We start from the raw sequence: 20,899 nt of genomic DNA, 5'->3' as shown, positions 1-20,899 counted from the left end.
GCAGCAAAAGCATCGCCCAACACTCTGATCGCATTCCTACTGTAGACCCAAACCCTGCGGGATTGAGACGATGAATCGTGCGCGATTCGAGGCAAATCCACAGAGGGCAAGACTACCTCTGCATCACCAAGCAGTTTCCACACCAACGCGATGCACCAAGCCAAACCCTACACCTCCACGTTGCCCGCGGAAGCGCATTGCCGCTGAAATGTCGCTGACCTTTGCTCAACGCATAACCTTTTCCATCGCAAGTTCAACAGAACTGAATTCGCGCGCTCACCGTCTCTTGGTTAGAGACGTCAGCCCTTGTGCGACTTCCGGCGACAGTGCATCGCGCCACACATGGGTCAAGACACCCAAAAAGGCCTTCTTCTCCGACATGTACGACTCAATAGCGTTCAATGCAAATTGGCCATGCAAGCCCAACAGCGTTTCCACGGGACCAGCCCCCAGATTTTCCAGCACCCAAGGGTCGGAGCTCAATTCAAATATCTCGACAACCGATCCCCATGCCTGTTCTGGATCCTCAATACACATCATATTGAGCTGAATGGCAGACCATTGGGAATCGCTTTGTAGAGCGGAGCCATCAGTGGCGCTCTGCAAGGCAACCCAAGCACTTGCCAAAGCATGGCGGTCCAAAAATTCCATCAAAAACTACCTCGGTGCAGGCTGAGTCGGGACTGGCTTCGTTGCCCACTCCCAAGCGTCGGAAGGATAACCTTTGCAGTTCATCGCGTCTGCCACCTCAAGGTACCCGCGAAGATTCACCTGCCAAGATCGGAACTGTTGCTGGTGCCCCGCCCATGACATCTTTCCGGTTGGCCGAGTAGTGAACAGGTCCATGCCATCCTGGCGCATATCCCAATACCTTTTCTTCACGACTGCTAGGATGGTTCTGATCGTCGCATAGATTTTTTCACACTTATCCTGTACGGGGCAGTCATCCTGAGTCTTTGCGCTATCTCTCGCCAGCGATGCCGCAGCTGCGACCCCGGCTGCACCCAGGCCGGATGAGGACGTTCCGGCGCTTCCAGATGAACCAATCCCCGCAGCTGCGCAGGCCAGAACATTCTCGGGACGGGCGCACATCGAGAGCGTGCTCAGCCCTGACGGATCCAAATTGATGATTGGATTGGAGCCTGCGTAGGCGAAAGTTGCCACGCCTCCTTCGAGCCCAATAGGATCACTCTGAACGTATCGACCTGTGCTTACGTCATAGTCCCGGTAGTAGTTGTAGCTTAGGCCGCTTTTAGAGTCGTAGCGCTGACCGGGGAAGCGAAGGTCAAACGACTGAGGAATTCCGTCCTGATCGGGATCCTCAGCAGGCAACCCATTGCCATATGCCTCTCCCAGCAAGCTCCAGCGCCACACCGCCACATCGCGCTGCGGATCGACCACTGCGCGCGGCGAACCAAGATGATCGGACTCGATGTAAAAGACCTTACCGGCTTGAATCAAGCCTACGGGTCGAGACCCCAGCCACACGACCTGCTGCGCCGCGGCACCGGTCGCACCATAGCTGCCCAACCACTCACCGCCCTCACCATGCAGGTGCAGCGTCTTGTCAGTACCCACCTGCTGGAGGACACGCTGCCCCGCCGCATTGTGGCGGTAGCTGGCCTGCGCAGAGCCTGCCCGAGTCGCACTGCCAAGCCGGCCAGCAAGATCAAAGGCGTACTGCCACTCATCGCCGATTGTCAGTGTGTTGCCCATGGCGTCGTACGTGCGATCAACACCATCCACCGACATCAGCCGGTGGCTACCGGCCGGGTAAACGTAGGCCTGCACCCCGGCCGAGTTGCCAAACGACAACCGGTTCCCGGTGGCGTCGTAGCTGTACTGCTCGATAGCCACGCCGGTCTGCGCGTCCTTGAACGCAGTCAAGCGGCCCAAGGCGTCGTAGTCCAGAGTCGCACCCTGCCCCTGCGGACCACCATCGGTCAGCGAGGCAATGTTGCCGGCGTCATCAAACCCGAAGGCAACGTTCAAGCCATCGCGGCCGTCGCTGATCGCCAGCGGCCGGTAATCCAGATCGTAGCTACGATCCAGGCGACGGCCATTGCCGAACGTCCAGGACTGCTCCTGCCCGAACGGCAGCGTCTGCACACCCTGCAGCAGCACCTCGCGGGTGCCGCCTGCCGGGGTGACGCCTACGCTGCTCACCTGGCCGAGGGTGTCGTAGCCATAGTCGACCAGGCTTCCATCCGGGTAGGTCATCGACTGCAAACGCCCTGATGGCACATAGACGTAACGCAGCACCAGCACCTGCCCTTCGACCACCTGCACGCGGCGGACCAGATCACCGATCGGGCTGTAGCAGTAGTCAGTACGGCCGCTGGAATCGATCATGCTGGACAGCCGCCCCACCCCTGCACGTTCACCGGCCGGGCATTGGCTTGATGGCTGGTCGTAGACGTACTGGATGTCGACAGCGGGATCGGCGAAGCGCACGGCGGCGGTACGGCCCACCGCGTCGTACTCGTACTGGGCCGTCACGCCACGTGCGTCGGTCCGGGTCAGCGGGTTGCCGAGGCGGTCGTAGGTGAACTGGGTGGTTCCAGTGTCCGGGCTGGTCTGGGTGGCCAACTGGCCGAAGCCATCGTAGGCATAGGTGGTCGCCAAACCCTTGGGATCAACCACCCGCTCGACCTGGCCGTTGGCCGCGTACTCGTAGCGCATCTCGGCGTTGATGCCGCCGAGGTCGTCAATCTGCCTGGTCGGCCGTCCCACGCCGTCGTAGGTGCTCTTGGATATGGTGCCGGCCGGATTCTCGGTCTCCAGCAGGTTGCCCACGGCGTCATAGCGCATCTGGGTGGCGTGGCCGGATGCCCCGGTTACCCGGGTCACTCGGCTGGCCGTGTCGAACAGGCGGTCCAGCGAGCGGCGCAGGACGCCGCTGCTGTCGCGCACTTCCTCGCGCAGCCGGTTGCCTGCGCCATCCAACACGTAGTTGATGCGGTTGCCTGCGGCGTCTTCCACGCTGGTCAGACGGTCGGCCGTGTCGTAGTGCATCCGGGTCCAGACGCCATCGGGCTGGGTGACGCGGGTCAGCTTGCTGGTGGAGCTGTACTCATACAGCCGGATGCGGTCGTTGGTGGGTGCATCGCCCTTGATGGTCTCGGCGAGGACGCGGCTGTTGTGGTCAAACAACTGCTCCACTACCACCCCGTCGATGCCCCGCACCTGTATGGCGCGACCTAAGGCGTCGTACTCCAGGTACTCGGTGCGGCGGCCGAGCGGGTCGATCTCTGCGCGCAGGTCGCCCTTGCGGAAACGGCACTCGCCGCTGGCATCGCAGCCGGCGTCGTTGGCGGCGTGGTACTCGAAGCGGGTGATGGCGCCAACTGGGTTGAGGGCGGTTAGTTGCAGCCCGGGAAGCGGGCATTGCGCGGGGTTGGAGGTTGCTTCTGCTTCGGTGCAGTAGGTGTGCTGGGACTGGCGCACGTTGATGGGCGCGGTTGCCAGCGAGCCGCAGACGTAGTCGGTGTTCTGGTTGGCGTCGTACTGGCAGGAGAATAGTACGTGGCCTTGGGCGTCGTAGACCTCGCGATTGAGCGAGGTGAGCGCTTCGCCGCCGGTGATCTTCTGGCTGACGCGCTGTTCCACGACCCGATTATTGGCGTCTCGGGTGGTGCGGGTGATGCGGCCGATGGATTCTTCGGTGCGGGTAGCGACCTGGGAAACTGGACCGCTGCTGGAGTCGACGTACGATTGCGTCGTACGATTGCCGAGCGCGTCAACCTTGGAACTCAGCCGACCCATGGCATCGAAGGTCTGCGAACGGGTTCCCTGCGCATCTACTGTCTTGGTGATGGCACGGAACTGTCCGCCCCCGATCTCAAGTTGCCTTAGATCTCCCAGCTCGTTGACCGTGGTTGCGGATCCATCCACGTTGTAAGTGATGGTTCCTGCATCGACGGGAAGGCCCCCAGCAAGGAGATGACTACCGACCACTTTGCCATTCGCGTTGTAGGAGAACGTGGCGTAACGGACATCACCTTCGATGATGCCGGTTAGAAGATTATGAACGTCAGCGGGAGCATGGCCGGCTTCTCCGTACACATACGTGCGGGACGATCCGTCTGGGCGAATGACGCTGGTCTGGTTACCGTAGCCGTCGTATCCATATCGAGCCTGCGAGCCATCCGGCAGGGTGATGGATGCAAGCCGCTCATTCTCATATCCAAAGAGCAGGGAACGCCCCACACCATCCGTGATCCGCTCGATTCTCGACTTCTGGTCATAACTTGCCGTCACGCTGGTCTGCGGATCACCCGTATTGACGCTGGCGAGTCGCCCATCTGTCCGGTACAAGCGAACCGTTCCATCAGCTTGAATCAGCTCCGAACTATTGCCCGGGCCCGGACGAAGAACTTCTCCGGATGCCTGATTTCCCCGCCCACCACTTCCGTAGCGCTGGAGGTAACCTTGATCGTCGGCGCGCATGCTTCGGTCTGAAGATACCAAGAAATCCGAGTAACTGTGCGACCAACCAGTACCCAACTCAGGTGCGCTTTGCAGCTGGTTGAGCGAGTGATAGTGGCGGATAAAGGGCCTGCCGGCGAAGTCGAAATCTGCTTCTGACCGCGCCTTGTCGCCCGTAGCCGGGAAACAGGGGTTGTTGGTCGTATGGCAAGACTTCGTCTGCGTCACATCCCACTGGTAGATGTACCGCGTTGTCATGGTTGCGCGACAAACGCGTGGCCACTCCAGCGGCGTGCCGCGCTCAACGTAGGCGGGGTTGTCCGCATGGATGGGAGCAAAACCAGCAGCACATTCAAAATGCTGGGTCTTCACCAGCTGAAGTTCACGCGGACTGGGTACCGACGTTCCCCAGCCCGGGCACAGGAGCGAGTACTTGTAGTACTTAGAGTCAGCGGCTCTTGGCTTTGAATGATAGACAGCACCATATCGGCCAACACTGCGCACCGATACGTATGGTGATCCAAAGCTGCCTTCGTAGCGCTCATCCGAGAATACACATTCCGGTAACCCAGCACGAGACTTCGCCATGTTCGCGTCCACGGCCTCAGCCTCACCCGCACACATGCCAGGATCATATGGATCAATTTGTGCCGCACAATTCACTTCGCTGACGCCACTCCCACCAGCCCGATATCCGGGCTCGTACATTGTTTGCGCCGGCTGATCATTCACCACATAGGCGTGTCTAAGCGCCGAGTCCGTGTATCGAGAAACGCGCTCTTTGGTCCAGAGAGAGCCATACGGACCCGCCTTCGCCCGGAGCTCTGATTCCGCTTGACTAAGCGTAGGGAAACACTTGTCGTCGAAACAGAATTTTGGCTCGACCAGCGGCTGCTGTGCTGCGAGCGCAATCGCCGGCAACAGCGAAAGAGCACAGATAAAACTGATACAACTTAGGGTACGTGCAAGCACAACCACCTCCATGTGGATTCAACAACACGCAAGCCGAGTAGACATCTAATTACTGAATTCTGCCCAACGATATCTGTTGGAACCGAGCAAATTGTCACATTATTGAGAAGTTCGCCCCTGGGCGAAGACCAGCTACGAGCTGAGCGAGCACCCCAGAAGCAAGAAGCCCCGCAAATGCGGGGCTTCCACGTATACCCCGTACTACTGAGGGTTCGACTTCGTCTCGGCTCGCGTGGCCAACAGCGCCAACAATCGAAGCGACGAGTTGCGTTGTGCCTCTCGGCTCATCATCGGCCAGTACTGCTGTACAAGTCGCTGGGCAACAGCCGCATCACCTTCGAAAAGTGACGCACTCAACATTGCACCGACAATGTAGTATCCGGACACGCTGTCCTGCAGCAGCGCCTTACCATGCTCCCCCTCCAGCAGCTCCAGTCCATGCCCCACAACATCGCGGTGCCGATCTTCAGCGACTGCTGACATGAGCGCCAACACTTCGTCCACAGTGGCGTCACCGGAAGGACAGCGCAACCATTCGGGCTTGCCCCACAGCCGCTGCAACCGAGAGGCGTCCAAGTGTGCCGCTGTCTCGCCAGCCAATGAGAAGATCAAGGTAGCGGTGCGCTCCGGTCGTTGGCCCAGCTCACATGCCGCCGCCAGACCACGCAACGCATCGACCTGCAATGCATCAAACTCGGACATGGCAATGGGAGTAGTGGCCCGCCCATCAACGAGAGCCCCGAATACTTCTCCTGCCGCGAGACTCTGGTTCACTCCAGCCAGCTTAAGGTGCGTGGATAACCGGCCTCTTTCATATGCGGTTGTCGGCGATGGCCCCCCGAAGCTACGTACTATCGGCCACGGCGCCGCAGTCAGAGCGTCGAAGTCGGTCACCGATGCACGCTGAAAGCGTGCCATTGGTGCCTGCAGCTTTAGAACCGGGTACATATCAGAGTTCATCTGATGAGGGTACAAAAGCAGATAGCCCTCCAATCCCTTTCGGTTCATCACCAGCGTGTCCTGGAGATGACGAAGATCTGGCACGCCTATGCGGGCAAGATCCGTAGCAAGCAGCGGCTGACCATACATTGCTCCGCTAAGCTCAGGCACCTTGCCTCGCGGGGATGCGATCAGAATCAAATCTGCATCATTCGCCAAGTACGCCCTGACGTCCTTGAAATTGACCAGCAGCGCTGAAAGTACCGAGTTCACAAGCTCCGGAGAGATTTCATACATCTGCAGCCATTGAACGAAGAGACCGTCGTCGTTCAACTGCTTAGGAACATATTGGTAGAACTCGGTACTGAACAGCGAGGCGGTTCCTCCCATCCAGGGATTAGAAGGTTCCGAAATGATCAGATCATATTTGTTGGGAACCGATGCGAAGTACGCCTTTGCATCATCGATGATGACATGCGACCTGGGATCGGTGTAAGCACGCGAAACACGCTCACCGAAATGGCGTGCGCCTTCCACCATCGCCGGCTCGATCTCCACCGTGTCCACACTTCCCACGTTTGCGTGTCCCAACAACGTGTGAGTCGTGAGACCCGATCCAAACCCAATCACACCGACGCGATCGTATCGCTCACGCATTGCTAATGGCAGCGCGGCGGCAAGCACCATGGTCGACTCGTCCGAAGCCGGCGGCTGCTTGCCATCAACAACCAGACCAGCATCCACCTTTCCATTCGTGGCAATCATGCGCATCGGGTTCCCATCACCCTCATGCTCAAACACCGCGATGGTTGCCGTCTTTCCGTCCTTGTAGAACACCATACGAGCATCGTTACCCAACGTCGCATCTCCATGCCGGTACACGGACGAGTTCAACACGGCTGGATCGAACGTTACCAGCCAGCTTGCGGAGACTACCGCAGCCGCAGAGATCGCAGCTGCGGGCACGAGCGGCGGCAACTTCCAGCGCGTCGCGCTCGGAGCGAATCGTGCAAGCAGCCACAGCCCCAATCCGATGTCGAGTACCGCAGCACTAAGCAGCGCGTACTTCAGCCCCAAGATGGGCATAAGCACGTGCACGGCCGCGAGTACGCCGACGATAGCGCCAACGGTATTGCACGCGTATGCCTGGCCGATAGCCTTCTCGCCGTGCCGCTGCCGCAACAAAGCAAGGGTAAGGAGCGGGAGCGTCATACCTGCAAAGAACGCTGCCGGGAACATCACGAGCAGCGCGATTCCCCCGCTGGCAACGTTAAACAGACCGTAGCCTTGTGAGCTGTGGACAATGACCTTCATCAGCCAACCAACCCATTCGAATGCGTTGGCGTACACAAACATCGAGCCTAAAGCGGCTATGCCCATCCAAACCTGGATCCAGCCCGCCGTTGCGAGCGGAGAGATCAGCCGATCGGCACGATTCTTCAGCCAAAGTCCACCCAGCGCAATGCCGAGAATGAATGACGCCAGCATCAGCTCAAACGAGTGGATCGTCGTCCCCAACGCAAGTGAGAGCATTCGTATCCATGTGATCTCATATACGAATGAAGCAGTGCCCGTCAGGCCAGCCACCAACAGAATCAACAGCGGCCGGGATCCCACAGCAGCGGACCGAGCTTTACCCGACACACCTTCGGAAATCAGCACTGACTCAGTGGCCGGCGCCGCGTCCGGCATGCTCTGCTCAGCCTTGCTCAACGGGTACACGATCACGGCAACCAGAATGTTGATCAGGCCGGCGGAGAACACAGTACCCGGCATACCGATCGCCGGCAGCATTACGTAGGTGGAAGCCAGCGCACCGATCGCAGCCCCGAGGCTGTTTGAGAAGTAAAGTCCGGCAAGGACGCGACCTTCGGCATGCGCCTGCAGGCGGATATAACCGGCGCTCATCAGCGGGAAAGTCGCGCCGAGAAGGATGCACTGAGGCAACACCATCACTGCTGCCAGCAACCAGCGCACGCTCTGCAGCTGACTGGAAGGCAGCATGGGCAACAGCTGATCGTAGGCCCAACCGGTCAGACTTTGGTAGATGCCGTCAAAGCAAAGGCCCAGCAGACCAATCACAACTTCGATCACGGCATAGGCGAGAAGCGGCCGTCGTACTTTGCTGCTCCACCGACTGATCAGCCATGCACCAATTGCCATGCCGCCCATAAACAGAATGAGCACCAACGACTGGGCGTATGAAGAGTGGCCTAGAAAGAGACCCAGGTACTGCGTCCAGATGGACTGGTATATCAGTCCGGAGAACCCCGACAGCACGAAGATCCACAACAACCAAGTTCCGGTCCTGCTCTTTCCCAACGTCATCCGTGCACCCCATTGCTAGCCGCCAAGCCAAGCGGCCTGACTAAATGTCTGCAGCCAAGCGCGGCACCGCACCTGCGGAACGGTACCGAATGGCAATCGAAGGTCGGCCCGACTCCCCGCCGGGCAATGCTGCTTCCGGATGATATCAGTTGATAGCCACAGAATCAGCGCGTGGACGCTGCTGACGCAGTCGGCAGGACAAGCGTAGTGCACGGACCAGGGTCAGCACGGCGCGGCACCGCCAATTCGGCGATGCCGTTGAAGCCCACCGCGCCACCGGACCTTAGTCCTTGGTTACACGGTTGATCTCAGCCAAACTCGTGGTGCCAGCCGCTGCCTTGATCAGCGCAGACTGGCGAAGGTCCTTGATCCCTGCCCGTTGCGCAGCTTCTGCAATCTGGATTGCGTTGCCGCCGGCAAGGACAATTATCGAGATTTCTTCGCTCATCGGCATGACCTGATAGATACCCGTACGCCCCTTGTAACCCTCGGTGCATTCTTCACATCCAACCGGTTCATACAGGGTAATGCCGGCATCCAGCTGAGCCTGGGTAAAGCCCTCCGCCAGTAGCGCGTTGGGCGGCAGGTCGACCGGGCGCTTGCAGTTGCTGCACAGTCTGCGCGCCAGGCGCTGCGCAATGACCAAAGTCACCGAACTGGTGATGTTGAACGGCGCAATGCCCATGTTCATCAGGCGTGCGATGGTCTGCGGACCGTCATTGGTGTGCAACGTGGAAAGCACCATGTGGCCAGTCTGCGCCGCCTTGACAGCGATCTCTGCCGTCTCCAGGTCGCGGATTTCGCCCACCATGATGATGTCCGGGTCCTGGCGCAGGAACGAGCGCAACGCGGCAGCGAAGGTCATGCCTCGCTTGACGTTCTGCTGCACCTGATTCACACCCGGCAGCCGGATTTCAACCGGATCTTCGGCGGTTGAAATGTTGCGGGTTTCATCGTTGAGGATGCCCAGCGCGGTGTACAGCGACACCGTCTTACCCGAGCCGGTAGGGCCAGTTACCAGCACCATGCCATATGGCTTGTGGATGGCTTCCAGGAACATCTGCTGCTGCTCGGGCTCGTAACCGAGCTTGTCGATGCCCAGCTTCGCCGCACTGCCATCGAGAATACGCAGCACGACCTTCTCGCCGAACAAGGTCGGCAATGTGCTGACACGGAAGTCAATCTGCTTGGACTTGGAGAGGTTAAGCTTAATGCGCCCGTCCTGCGGTACACGCTTCTCAGCGATGTCCAGCTGCGACATCACTTTCAGACGTGCAGCGATGCGCTGATTGAGCTTGACAGGGGCCTTGGCTACGTTCTTGAGCAGACCATCGATCCGGAAGCGCACGCGATAGTCGTCTTCATAAGGCTCGAAGTGAATGTCCGAAGCCCCCTTGCGGATGGCATCGACCAGTACCTTATTGACGAACTTCACAACCGGGGTGTCGTCACCCTTCGCATCGTGCCCGGCATCGGCACCAGCGCCGCCGTCATCGTCGCCCCCGGACACATCCAGGTCGCCCATCCCGTCGTCGTCGCCGCCGCCAAGTGAACCGCCCAAGGTATCGTGCTTGGACTGCCACTGCTCCAAGGTGCGGCGAATCTGCTCTTCATCGACCAGAATCGGCTCGACCACGAGATTGGTGTGGAACTTGATTTCGTCCAGCGAATGGGTGGGATCGCTGGTACCCACAAACAATTTACCGCCGCGCTTGAAAAGCGGCAGGACGTGGTGCTTACGCAGCAGTTCCTCGCTCACCAAGCTGATCGCGCTCTGCGCACTATCGAACACAGAGACATCCAGCAGTGGCATGCCAAATTCCAGCGCGTTCGCTGCGGCCAGCTGCGCCGAGGTCACCAGCTTTTTCTCGGCAAAGTACTGGGGCAGCGGTTGCTTGGCCGCGGCCGCTTTGGCCATGGCATCGCGTGCGGCGGCCTCTTCCAGCGCACCGTCCTGGACCAAGCGGCGGGCGATGCCGGTGATGCCGACGAGATTGGCGGTCACTACTGCATTCATAAGGGCGTCACGGCTGATTGCTCCGGGGACTACAGCTTAACCCAGACAACGGGGGCTCAATTGCAGTTGTGCGGACGGTGGCGCTCATTGATTGCCGGCGCCGCACAGTGCCACTGACCGTCAGGATCACGATTCAAGGTCAGACTGCTACCCAACACCTGCGGGTTGCCCAGCACCACGCAGCTGATCTCGGCGGTACCGTCGGCTGCCAGGGTTGCAAGCACGGATGAGCAATGGGTGGTGGGATTGACCAGACCCACGTAGCTGGCCGTCACTAGCGCGGCATTGCCGGTGGCAAGCGCCGACTCCACCCCAACCTTTCCAGGCGCGATCTCGGAGAGCGCGGCAGTGACCTGAGTCTTGGCCACATAGTTCTGGTACGCAGGAATGGCAATGGATGCCAACACAGCGATGATGGCCACCACGATCATCAGTTCAATGAGCGTAAAGCCTTTGGTCTTATGCATTTCAATGCCCCTTTGTTGCCAAAGAGCCGAGCAGGATTCATGCCAACATTGGGGAACCCCATCCTAATCTGTAAAAAAACCCCCGCTTTCGCGGGGGTCCTTTTCAACTCAGACAATCAGCACGCTATTAGGTGCACTTGCCCGGCTTGTACTTGTCGGCCAGGCTCGAGGTGCAAGCCCAGGTGCCCTCGTCAGCGTCACGGGTCCACACGACGGTGTTCTTGTCGAACTTGGTGGCGTTGCCGCCCTTGGTGGTGCAGGTGATGGCGTCAGCAGTCACAACGACATCGCAGTAGGAGGTAGCCGGGGCAACGCCGATGAAGCCAGCGGCGTCCTTATCGGTCGACGGTTCCTTGCCTTCGTTGATAGCCTGCTCGAAGCCGACCTTGCCCGGGGTGATTTCGGCCAGAGCCGAGGCACCCTGCGAGCGGACCACGTAGTCCTGGTAAGCCGGAATGGCGATGGCGGCCAGGATGGCGATGATCGCGACAACGATCATCAGTTCGATGAGGGTAAAGCCCTGCTGCTTCTTCATGAGTACATCCCCTAGAGGTGGTTTGAAAATGAACACTGGGTCGAGCCTGGCCGGTAGACCGGCTGAGCATGGCAATCGCCCGTGCGGGTGGTTGAAAGCAGGTTGCGTGCCAACTTCTCAGCAATGCTCCCCAGCATTCCCCGGCGCAATCATGGCAGCAATCTTCAGGATTGGAACCCCCCTCACGGCAATTTGCGACACAACCAGCATTGTGACGCATTGCGTCACCTTATGACGGGTGCGGTCTTGGACCCCGGTCACGGATTGCCGTCAGGGAGGGATGCCATGACGGCCCGGAACCGGCTACCATTCGGCCCAGAAGCCCGCCTGGGGATGGCGTGGCTGGGGAGCCTGTATGTCTGTGAGCCGTAGTGCCGTCAAGAAAGAGCCCGTGGCGCGTAGCACCATGGAATTGCAGCCGTTTGTCTGGGAGGGGACCGACAAGCGGGGCATCAAGATGAAGGGCGAACAGCCCGCCAAGAACGCCAACCTGCTTAGGGCCGAGCTGCGCCGCCAGGGCATTACGCCCAATGTGGTCAAGCCCAAGCCCAAACCATTGTTCGGGGCGGCAGGCAGCGCCATCAGCGCCAAGGACATCGCCTTCTTCAGCCGCCAGATGGCGACGATGATGAAATCGGGCGTCCCGATCGTGTCGGCGCTTGAGATCATCGGCAGCGGGCACAAAAACCCGCGCATGAAGAAGATGGTGGACAGCGTCCGCACCGACATCGAGGGGGGCTCGTCGCTATATGAGGCGGTGTGCAAGCACCCGGTCCAGTTCGATGAGCTCTACCGCAACCTGGTCCGCGCCGGCGAAGGTGCCGGTGTGCTGGAAACGGTGCTGGACACGGTGGCTACCTATAAGGAGAACATCGAGGCGCTGAAGGGCAAGATCAAGAAGGCCCTGTTCTACCCGGCCATGGTGATGGCAGTGGCCGTCCTGGTCAGCGGCATTCTGCTGGTCTGGGTGGTACCCCAGTTCGAAGACGTGTTCAAAAGCTTCGGCGCCGAACTGCCTGCATTCACCCAAATGATCGTGAACCTGTCCAGGTTTATGGTGTCGTGGTGGTGGCTCATAGTGCTCATCGCCGGGGGCGCAATTGGCGGCTTCATCTTCGCCTACAAGCGTTCGCCATCCATGCAGCACGCCATGGATCGAACGATCCTGAAGGTGCCGGTAATCGGCCAGATCATGCACAACAGCTCGATTGCCCGCTTCGCGCGTACCACGGCAGTGACGTTCAAGGCTGGTGTGCCACTGGTGGAGGCCCTGGGCATCGTTGCCGGCGCCACCGGTAACAAGGTCTACGAAGAGGGCGTCCTGCGCATGCGTGACGACGTGTCGGTCGGTTACCCCGTCAACATGGCGATGAAGCAGATCAACCTGTTCCCGCACATGGTCATTCAGATGACCGCCATCGGCGAAGAGGCCGGCGCCTTGGATGCCATGCTGTTCAAGGTCGCCGAGTATTACGAGCAGGAAGTCAACAATGCCGTGGACGCACTGAGCAGCCTGCTGGAGCCGATGATCATGGTATTCATTGGTACCATTGTCGGCGGCATGGTCATCGGCATGTACCTGCCCATCTTCAAACTGGCTTCGGTGGTCTAACGACACATGGCATTTCTCGACCAGCATCCCGGCCTCGGCTATCCCGCCGCGGCCGCACTGGGGTTGCTGATTGGCAGCTTCCTCAATGTGGTGATCCTGCGCCTGCCCAAGCGGCTGGAGTGGCAGTGGAAGCGCGACGCCCGCGAGGTGCTCGAGCTTCCGGACATCTATGAGCCACCCCCGCCCGGGATCGTGGTCGAGCCGTCGCACTGCCCGCACTGCAAGCACAAGCTGTCCTGGTACGAGAACATCCCGCTGTTCAGCTGGCTGGCCCTGCGTGGCAAGTGCCGCCACTGCCATGCGCCGATCTCGATCCAGTACCCGTTGGTGGAGCTGATCACGTCACTGCTGGTGGTCGCCGGCGTCTGGCAGTTCGGGTTCGGCTGGCAGGGCTTCGGCGCTATCGTGCTGAGCTGTTTCCTGGTGGCGCTGTCCGGCATTGATCTGCGCACCCAGTTGTTGCCTGACCAGCTCACCCTGCCGCTGATGTGGCTGGGCCTGATAGGCAGCATCGACAACCTGTACATGCCAGCCAAGCCCGCCCTGCTGGGTGCCATTGCCGGCTACCTGCTGCTGTGGTCGGTGTGGTGGCTGTTCAAGCAGATCACCGGCAAGGAAGGCATTGGCCACGGCGATTTCAAGCTGCTGGCCGCGCTCGGCGCCTGGTGTGGGTTGAAGGGCATCCTGCCGATCATCCTGCTGTCGTCGGTCGTGGGCGCGATCATTGGTTCGATCTGGCTGTACTCGCGGGGCCGCGACCGTGCCACGCCCATCCCGTTTGGGCCCTACCTGGCCGTAGCCGGCTGGATCGTGTTCATGTGGGGCGAGCCGCTGATCGAGGCCTACCTGAGAATGTCCGGCCTGCGCTGAGGGCACGCCGATGAGCCAGTTCGTGATTGGATTGACCGGCGGTGTAGCCGCCGGCAAGAGCGAGGTGACCCGCCGCTTCGAGGCGCTGGGGATTACCGTGGCCGACGCCGACCTGGCCGCCCGTGTGGTGGTCGCGCCCGGCAGCGAGGGGCTGGCGCGGATCGTGGCGCACTTTGGTTCCGGCATCCTGCTGGCTGATGGCCAGCTGGACCGGGCTGCGTTGCGCGAGCGCATCTTTGCCTCGGCCCAGGAGCGGCAGGCGCTGGAAGCGATCACCCACCCCGCCATTCGTGCGTTGCTGCGGCAGACCTGCGAACAGGCACCCGGCCCATATGCCATTGCGGCAATTCCGTTGTTGACCGAGGCCGGCGGCCGCCAGCGCTACCCGTGGCTGGACCGGGTATTGGTGGTGGATGCGCCGGTGGCGGTGCAGCATGCGCGGCTGATGCAGCGCGACGGCATCACTGCCGAGCTGGCCGACCGGATGATTGCGTCCCAGGCCAGCCGGGAGGAACGTCTGGCGTTGGCCGACGACGTGGTGGTCAATGACGGGCACCCGGACCATCTGCAGGCCGAGGTGGAACGGCTGGATCGGGCATATCGGTGATGTCCCTCCGTAAACCCAAGGGCCCGCGCACTAGTCGCTAATGACCAATAGCAAAGGTTGCGTGTCTATCGCTCACCGCATCTTATGGCCGAAAAAGCTCTAGATTGCCTTGACCTAAAAGATCGCTTGAAGTAATAGTTGCCTCAGCGCCGCCACCAACATCGGCGCCGGGTAGTTATCACAAATACTAAGGAAGAATTATGAAAGAACTGACTGTTAAAGAAGTGCAGGCTGTTTCTGGCGGAGCTGAGCGCCTGACAGTGCAACCTGGAACCACCCAGACACGCGGAGGGAATCCATTCGGCCCTGGCCCGCTGCCGGCAGGCTCCACAATCCCTTACGTCCGTTACGTGAAGATGTAACGAGCTGTGTTGCAGGTCTTCTAAATGGCGGGCCTGCACCTAGCGCCATATAAAGGATTGCCGGGACGATGGTCGCATCCGACCACCCAATTCAAAGGGTTGACCAGTCCTGAAATGCGTTGACACAACGTTCAACTGATTCAACAATCAGGCGCGGCCAGTGGATTTTTCTCTGGCCTTCAAGTTACCGGTGATCGATCAGGTCGAGCGGGGAGCTGACCTATCGTCAGGCTCAGGATCGGCACGGCATCCAAGGCAGCAGTACGGCGCTGACGTGAATGAGAAAGAGCAGCGTTTGCAAACCATTGCATTAATTGATCCTGCCGCGGAACCACGGATTCGCTATTCCTCGCTGACGGCATCGTTCTGCTGCGCCTTCGCGCGCCAGGCATACAGCTGCTGCACCTGTATGCGCGGCTTGCGCCACGCCATCGCGCTGAGCGCGTTGAAGGGCCTACTGCTTGAACTCGGTGCTGTACTGCTGGCGGGTGGCCTTGGTGGCCGTCTTCTTCCTGGTCATGCTCGACACCTCTTGGTCGTGATACGTAATCACTTAACCGGGTGTCCGTAAAATGAGGACAAGATCATCAGCTTGGTATCCGCCGCCGCTGCAGTCGCCGCAAAATCGATGTCCTGGCTCAGTAGCGCCAGCGGATCGCTCAGGCTCTGGCGCTTGGTTTCGCGTTCTTCGCGGGCAACAGGCTCATCATCAATCGTACCAGCGGCTTCAGATCACCATGATGCCAGCATCACGGAGGTTTTTAGATGCTCCCTTCTGTTCGCGCGCACAATAGGCCAGTTGCGACAATCGAGACTTCGCCTGCCTATCTCTCTCAGATAGGGCGACAGTGGCTGTCGCAATGGCTGATTGACACCTAATGTTGATGGGTCGAGATTTGGTCTGCGGAACTAGCCACTATTCAATGTGGAAGTTAGAGAGATGCGCGAGCTGAACATTCGTGAAGTCGCAGAGGTTGGTGGTGCTGGCATCTACACTGACGCGAGCCATACGCAATATAGTGGCGCCGATCGGGTCCGCAGTGTACTGAATCGTGGAGAGATTGTGGCAGGAGTGCGAATGGAAGTAATAGTGCAGTCGGAGGCCGCCGAATGCGGCTTGGCTTGCCTGGCAATGGTTGCCTCGGCTCACGGAAATCGCGTGGGTCTCCGCGAACTTCGGCGGCGTCACTCCCTGTCACTCAAGGGTGCCTCCCTGGCCCAGATCATCGGCATTGCAGAGAAGATGCACCTGATGAGCCGCCCACTGCGGCTTGAGCTCGAGCACGTGGGCGAACTGCAGCTGCCCTGCATCCTGCATTGGGATCTCAATCACTTCGTGGTCCTCGCACGCGTGGGAAAACGCGGACTGACGGTTCTCGATCCCGCATGCGGGAAGCGCACCATGCCAATAGGAGAGTTCTCGCGCCACTTCACCGGCATTGCGCTGGAGCTCACACCAAGTACGGAATTCGCCCAAGCGGCACCTGCGCCGGCAGTCAGCCTGTCCCAACTGACGGGAAGAATTACAGGCCTATGGCGTGCCATTGCGCTGATCCTCGTCCTTTCCCTTGCGCTTCAGGTCTTTGTGCTTCTGGCACCGTTCTTCATGCAGTGGATCGTCGACCACGTCTTGATCGCTGCTGACCGGGATCTCCTCACGGTGCTCGGCGTTGGATTCCTTCTTGCACTGCTGTTACAGGTATCCATCGGATTCCTGCGAGGCTGGGCAGTGATCCACCTATCAAGTCGACTGGGTCTGCAGTGGACCGGAAATGTCTTCAGTCACTTGCTCAAGCTGCCGCTGGACTTCTACGAGAAGCGCCATCTGGGTGATATCACGTCGCGAATGGGCAGCGTCCAGGCCATACAGCACACACTGACCACCAGCTTCATGGAGGCGCTCATCGATGGCCTCATGGCAGTGGTGACGCTAGCGATGATGCTCCTGTACAGCTGGAAGCTTGCCATGATCACTCTGCTGGCGGTTGTCCTTTACACCGCCGGCCGAATCCTCGCCTTTCGGCCCCTGCGCAGTGGCACCGAGCAGCAGTTGATAGCCGCAGCGCATCAGCAAAGCCATCTGCTTGAATCCATACGTGGAGCGCAATCGATCAAAGTGGCGGGTCGAGAGTCCCTGAGGCGATCCGGATATTTCAATCTACTGAATGACACAGTCAATCGGGAGGTCACGCTCGCACGGTTCGGCGTGGTCTTCAGCGGAACCAACCAGCTGATCTTCGGTGTGGAGCGCATCGCCGTAGTCTGGATTGGCGCGATTCTGGCGATGCAGAGCATCTTCTCCGTAGGCATGTTGATCGCCTATCTCGCCTACAAGGACCAGTTTGCACAACGCATGGCGGGCCTGATCGACAAGTGGATGGAGTTCCGCATGCTGCGGCTTCACTGCGAAAGGCTTTCGGATATTGTACTGACTGAACCTGAGAAGCTGGATTCCGGTACTTCAACGGTACAGCCAGCCAGCATGCGTCTTGAAGTTGACAACTTGAGCTTCCGCTATGCGCCCGACGAGCCATGGGTGATACGCAATCTCTCGTTGGCGGTAGAGCCCGGCGAGTCGGTGGCGGTTGTCGGATCCTCCGGCTGCGGAAAGACGACCCTGGTAAAGCTGCTGCTCGGCCTGTTGGTCCCCACGGAAGGCGAGGTCCGCCTCGGCGGCGTGCCCTTGGCGAAGGTGGGTGTGGAGAGCTACCGGAAGCTGGTTGGAGCGGTCATGCAGGACGATCAGCTCTTTGCCGGCAGCATCAGCGGCAACATATCGTTCGAGGACGACGGCGTTGATGATGAACGGGTCCGAATCGCGGCTGAACTTGCAGCGGTTCATCGCGACATCTCCGCAATGCCGATGGGCTACAGCAGCCTCATAGGCGACATGGGCACTACGCTGTCCGGCGGACAGAAGCAGCGCGTGATCCTGGCGCGCGCATTGTATCGGCAGCCGGCGCTCCTGTTCCTGGACGAGGCGACAAGTCATTTGGACGTGGAATGCGAGAAACTGGTCAGCGATGCAGTGCGGAAGCTGGACCTTACACGCGTGATCATTGCACACCGTCCAGAAACCATTGCCAGTGCTGACCGGGTTCTGGTCATGCACGGTGGCGCAATCGTGCAGGAGATGCGGCCCCCAGCCCTTGGGCGCGAAACCCTAGGCGAGGTCGTGGCGGCATGAGCGGGCTGTTCCGCCGCGAAGTAATTGAGGAGAAGCGAGGCAGCTGGCTGGGAAGCATTTCACTTTCGCAGCCTGTCCGGCTCTGGGTGTTGGCATGCTTCGGCGCGCTCGCTGCTGCCTTGGTCGTCTGCTTCATTGTCTTTGGTGACTACACCCGCCGCTCACGCGTTTCCGGAGAGCTCGTGCCCGATCTGGGGTTGTCCACCGTTGTGGCGCCCTCAGCGGGAGTGGTTGCTGCGTTGGAAGTGGATGAAGGCGATCGGGTCGGGCAGAAGCAGCCAATGGTGCTGATCAATGTTCCGCGGGTGACGGCGGCCGGCGACGACGCGCTTAAGGTGCTGCGCGAAGGACTGGACAAGCGCCTGCAGAGCCTGGGCTCGGTGCGCGACTCCCAGGATGAGCAGTTTGCCATTCAACAGCAGGGCGTTGAGAAGCAGCGAAACGCCATGCGCCGCGAGCTGAGCCAGATCGAGGCGGAGATCAAGACTCGGGGCGAACAGGTAAGAATCGGGCGGGAAACTGTTGAGCGATACCGCCAGGTTTCCGATCAGCGCTATGTCAGCCTGGTTCAGCTGAACCAGCAGGAGCAGGCGATGCTTGATCTGCTCAACGCCCAGCAGTCGTTGCAGCGGCAAGCCACCTCCATCCGGCGCAATCTTGCGCAGCTTGACCAGACCCTGGCGGAGATTCCGCAGCAGCGGCGTTCGGCACAGGCTACCTCCGCACGCGACCTTGCGGCACTAGCCGATGAGACCGTGCAGGTTGAGGCGAATGGAGAGATGCTGATGACGGCGCCCGTTGCAGGCCTGGTGGCGAGCCGTTTGGTTGAAGTTGGCCAGGCAGTGCAAGCCGGTCAGCCCATTCTGAGCCTCCTGCCGGAAGGCGCCGCGTTGCGTGCTCAACTGCTGGTACCGAGCGCCGCCATCGGATTCGTCAAGCCTGGCGATCGTGTACTGCTTCGCTACAGGGCATACCCCTACCAGAAGTTTGGCAGTCACGAAGGCAGAGTAATCCGGGTATCGCGCAGCGCAGTTCCAGCACAGTCGAATCAGCAGCAGGCGGTAGAGCCTCTCTATCGTGTTCTGGTCTCGCTGAATCGCCAATCGGTTCTGGCCTATGGCGTTGCCGAGCCGTTGAGGCCGGGAATGGCCGTCGACGCAGACATCATGGGAGAACGGCGTCGTCTCTATGAGTGGATTCTCGAGCCTCTTTATTCACTGACGGGGAAGATCGGGAGTTGACTCAACCGACTTCAACCCACCTGAGCGGAATCTTCAATTCATTCCGGACGCAGGTCGTAGGCGAGGTGCTGGTTTCTTGAATGGAAGGAGTGATAGATACGTAAGCCGACGCTATCAGCGCCAGCGTCGGTCAGGTTGAACGCGTTCCTGGTCGCAGCAACCTTCAAGATGATGCGCGCCGGACTCCTGAGAATGGATGGTGAGTGAGTTCGACACGGATTTTTTGAAGTTTTTGGAGTCCTTGCAATGACCCACTGATTTCCTGCTCAGGTGTTACTTTCCCCGAGGAGACACCGATGAGCGAAGTGATGGAAGAAGAGATCAAGCGTTGGACGGCCCGGCGCAAGTCGGCACTGGTCCTTGAGATCATCCAGGGCAAGACCACCGTGGCTGCGGCCAGCCGCCAGTTCGACCTGACGCCGGCCGAGATCGAGTGCTGGGTTGAAGACGGCAAGCGCGGCATGGAGAACGCGCTGCGTGCCAAGCCCGAGGACGTGCGCGAGCATATGAGCGCCAGCTCAAAGACCTGCAGGAAGCCTACGGCGAGGCCACGCTGGAGATCCGCGCCCGAAAAAAGCTGGCGTCCCTGCTGGGAAAGGACGAGAGCTGATGCTCTCGGTCCAGCAGGGCCTGAAGGACGAAGGTGTAGTGGTACCGATGATCAAGCTGTGCCAGTGGTTTGGCGTGGCGCGGCGGACGACTTACTACAAGCCGACCCGGTCGCCAGCAAAGGTCAAAGCGGAGCTTGCCGAGCCGATCAAGGAGATGATCGAGGCTGAGCCGTCGTTTGGCTACCCCACGGTGGCTGCGTTGCTTGGCATGAACAAGAACGCCGTCCAGCGGATCTTCCAGCTCAAGGGCTGGCAGGTGCGCAAGCGCGGGGATCAAGGCGACGCTTTCAGACAGCACTATCGCCGCCAAAACCAGGACTAGGATTGACATGCCCGCTCATCAAAAATAATGAGCGGGCGACGATTCGTTACTTAACTACCCAGTGAACGTGCGCAACAGTTCCGGGATTGCCAGCAACGGTAGCGCCAGGCTTGAACGGATTGAAGGTGGAGGTGACGTTCTTACTCGTACCACCCGAGACAGCCTGAACTTCTTTGGCGGTCAATTCTTTCATTGGTGCAGTCCTCTTATTGACGTGGATGACGCACTTCTATGCGCCGAATCGAGTTGACCATGGGCACTCCTCACGCGTCAATGGTCATAGGCGATGGCTCATCAAAAGTGCCAAGCCTATTACCTGCGAGCTTGATATATTCAATTGACGCTAACAGCACTCCTTTCCTACAGCAGCCAGTCCCAGACAGATTGCATGCGCCGAGCGG

The 20,899-nt window shown here is 59.7% G+C and carries 13 protein-coding genes and 2 pseudogenes; 8 read left to right on the top strand and 7 right to left on the bottom strand.

The features are described 5' to 3' along the window. Positions 1-276 precede the first annotated feature (276 nt). The 6 genes from WIX41_RS13255 to WIX41_RS13230 all read right to left on the bottom strand — a co-directional run bounded on the left by WIX41_RS13255 (position 277) and on the right by WIX41_RS13230 (position 11,686). The gene (locus tag WIX41_RS13255; RefSeq protein ID WP_157771762.1) at positions 277-651 is read right to left on the bottom strand and encodes a DUF6869 domain-containing protein; all 375 of its coding nucleotides are present in this window, start codon (positions 649-651) and stop codon (positions 277-279) included. A 6-nt stretch (positions 652-657) separates the two neighbouring features. Then, on the bottom strand, positions 658-5,400 hold the full coding sequence (locus WIX41_RS13250; RefSeq protein WP_339448241.1) for an RHS repeat-associated core domain-containing protein: 4,743 nt from the start codon (positions 5,398-5,400) through the stop codon (positions 658-660). Between the two features lie 201 nt (positions 5,401-5,601). Further along, complete coding sequence (locus WIX41_RS13245) at positions 5,602-8,634, bottom strand: hypothetical protein (protein ID WP_339448239.1); 3,033 nt, start codon at positions 8,632-8,634, stop codon at positions 5,602-5,604. A gap of 316 nt (positions 8,635-8,950) precedes the next feature. Beyond that, positions 8,951-10,684 carry a type IV-A pilus assembly ATPase PilB gene (gene pilB / locus WIX41_RS13240; RefSeq protein ID WP_339448237.1) on the bottom strand — a complete coding sequence of 578 codons (1,734 nt, stop codon included), beginning with the start codon at positions 10,682-10,684 and terminating at the stop codon, positions 8,951-8,953. Positions 10,685-10,740: 56 nt separating this feature from the next. Next, entirely contained in the window at positions 10,741-11,151 is a 411-nt protein-coding gene (locus WIX41_RS13235; protein WP_339448235.1) for a pilin, read from the bottom strand. A gap of 127 nt (positions 11,152-11,278) precedes the next feature. Continuing rightward, positions 11,279-11,686, bottom strand: coding sequence for a pilin (locus WIX41_RS13230; RefSeq protein ID WP_339448234.1), 408 nt, complete (start codon positions 11,684-11,686; stop codon positions 11,279-11,281). A gap of 355 nt (positions 11,687-12,041) precedes the next feature. On the opposite strand from WIX41_RS13230, the gene WIX41_RS13225 reads away from it, so the two are divergent. From WIX41_RS13225 to WIX41_RS13190, 8 genes and pseudogenes are all read left to right on the top strand, one after another. Continuing rightward, a complete protein-coding gene (locus WIX41_RS13225) occupies positions 12,042-13,298 on the top strand; it encodes a type II secretion system F family protein (protein ID WP_409187390.1) in 1,257 nt (418 codons plus the stop codon). Positions 13,299-13,304: 6 nt separating this feature from the next. Beyond that, entirely contained in the window at positions 13,305-14,168 is an 864-nt protein-coding gene (locus WIX41_RS13220; protein WP_339448231.1) for a prepilin peptidase, read from the top strand. Positions 14,169-14,178: 10 nt separating this feature from the next. Next, entirely contained in the window at positions 14,179-14,775 is a 597-nt protein-coding gene (gene coaE, locus WIX41_RS13215; protein ID WP_339448230.1) for a dephospho-CoA kinase, read from the top strand. A 508-nt stretch (positions 14,776-15,283) separates the two neighbouring features. Further along, positions 15,284-15,409, top strand: a pseudogene (locus tag WIX41_RS13210) (IS3 family transposase); the annotation flags it as partial. A gap of 806 nt (positions 15,410-16,215) precedes the next feature. Further along, positions 16,216-18,324, top strand: coding sequence for a peptidase domain-containing ABC transporter (locus WIX41_RS13205; protein WP_409187504.1), 2,109 nt, complete (start codon positions 16,216-16,218; stop codon positions 18,322-18,324). Beyond that, complete coding sequence (locus WIX41_RS13200; protein ID WP_339448228.1) at positions 18,321-19,565, top strand: HlyD family secretion protein; 1,245 nt, start codon at positions 18,321-18,323, stop codon at positions 19,563-19,565. Before WIX41_RS13205 ends, WIX41_RS13200 begins: the two co-directional genes overlap by 4 nt. Before the next feature lie 296 nt (positions 19,566-19,861). After that, positions 19,862-20,175 (top strand): annotated as a pseudogene (locus WIX41_RS13195) (DUF1153 domain-containing protein). After that, positions 20,175-20,498: a hypothetical protein gene (locus WIX41_RS13190; RefSeq protein ID WP_339448227.1), complete on the top strand. Its 324-nt coding sequence runs from the start codon at positions 20,175-20,177 to the stop codon at positions 20,496-20,498. Before WIX41_RS13195 ends, WIX41_RS13190 begins: the two are co-directional and overlap by 1 nt. 46 nt (positions 20,499-20,544) lie before the next feature. On the opposite strand, the gene WIX41_RS13185 is transcribed toward WIX41_RS13190, so the two are convergent. Next, positions 20,545-20,691, bottom strand: coding sequence for a hypothetical protein (locus WIX41_RS13185; protein ID WP_339448226.1), 147 nt, complete (start codon positions 20,689-20,691; stop codon positions 20,545-20,547). Positions 20,692-20,899: the final 208 nt, after the last annotated feature.

The sequence above is a fragment of the Stenotrophomonas sp. AB1(2024) genome (assembly GCF_037482345.1).
Lineage (GTDB): Bacteria > Pseudomonadota > Gammaproteobacteria > Xanthomonadales > Xanthomonadaceae > Stenotrophomonas.
This window is presented reverse-complemented; position numbering and strand designations above follow the sequence as displayed.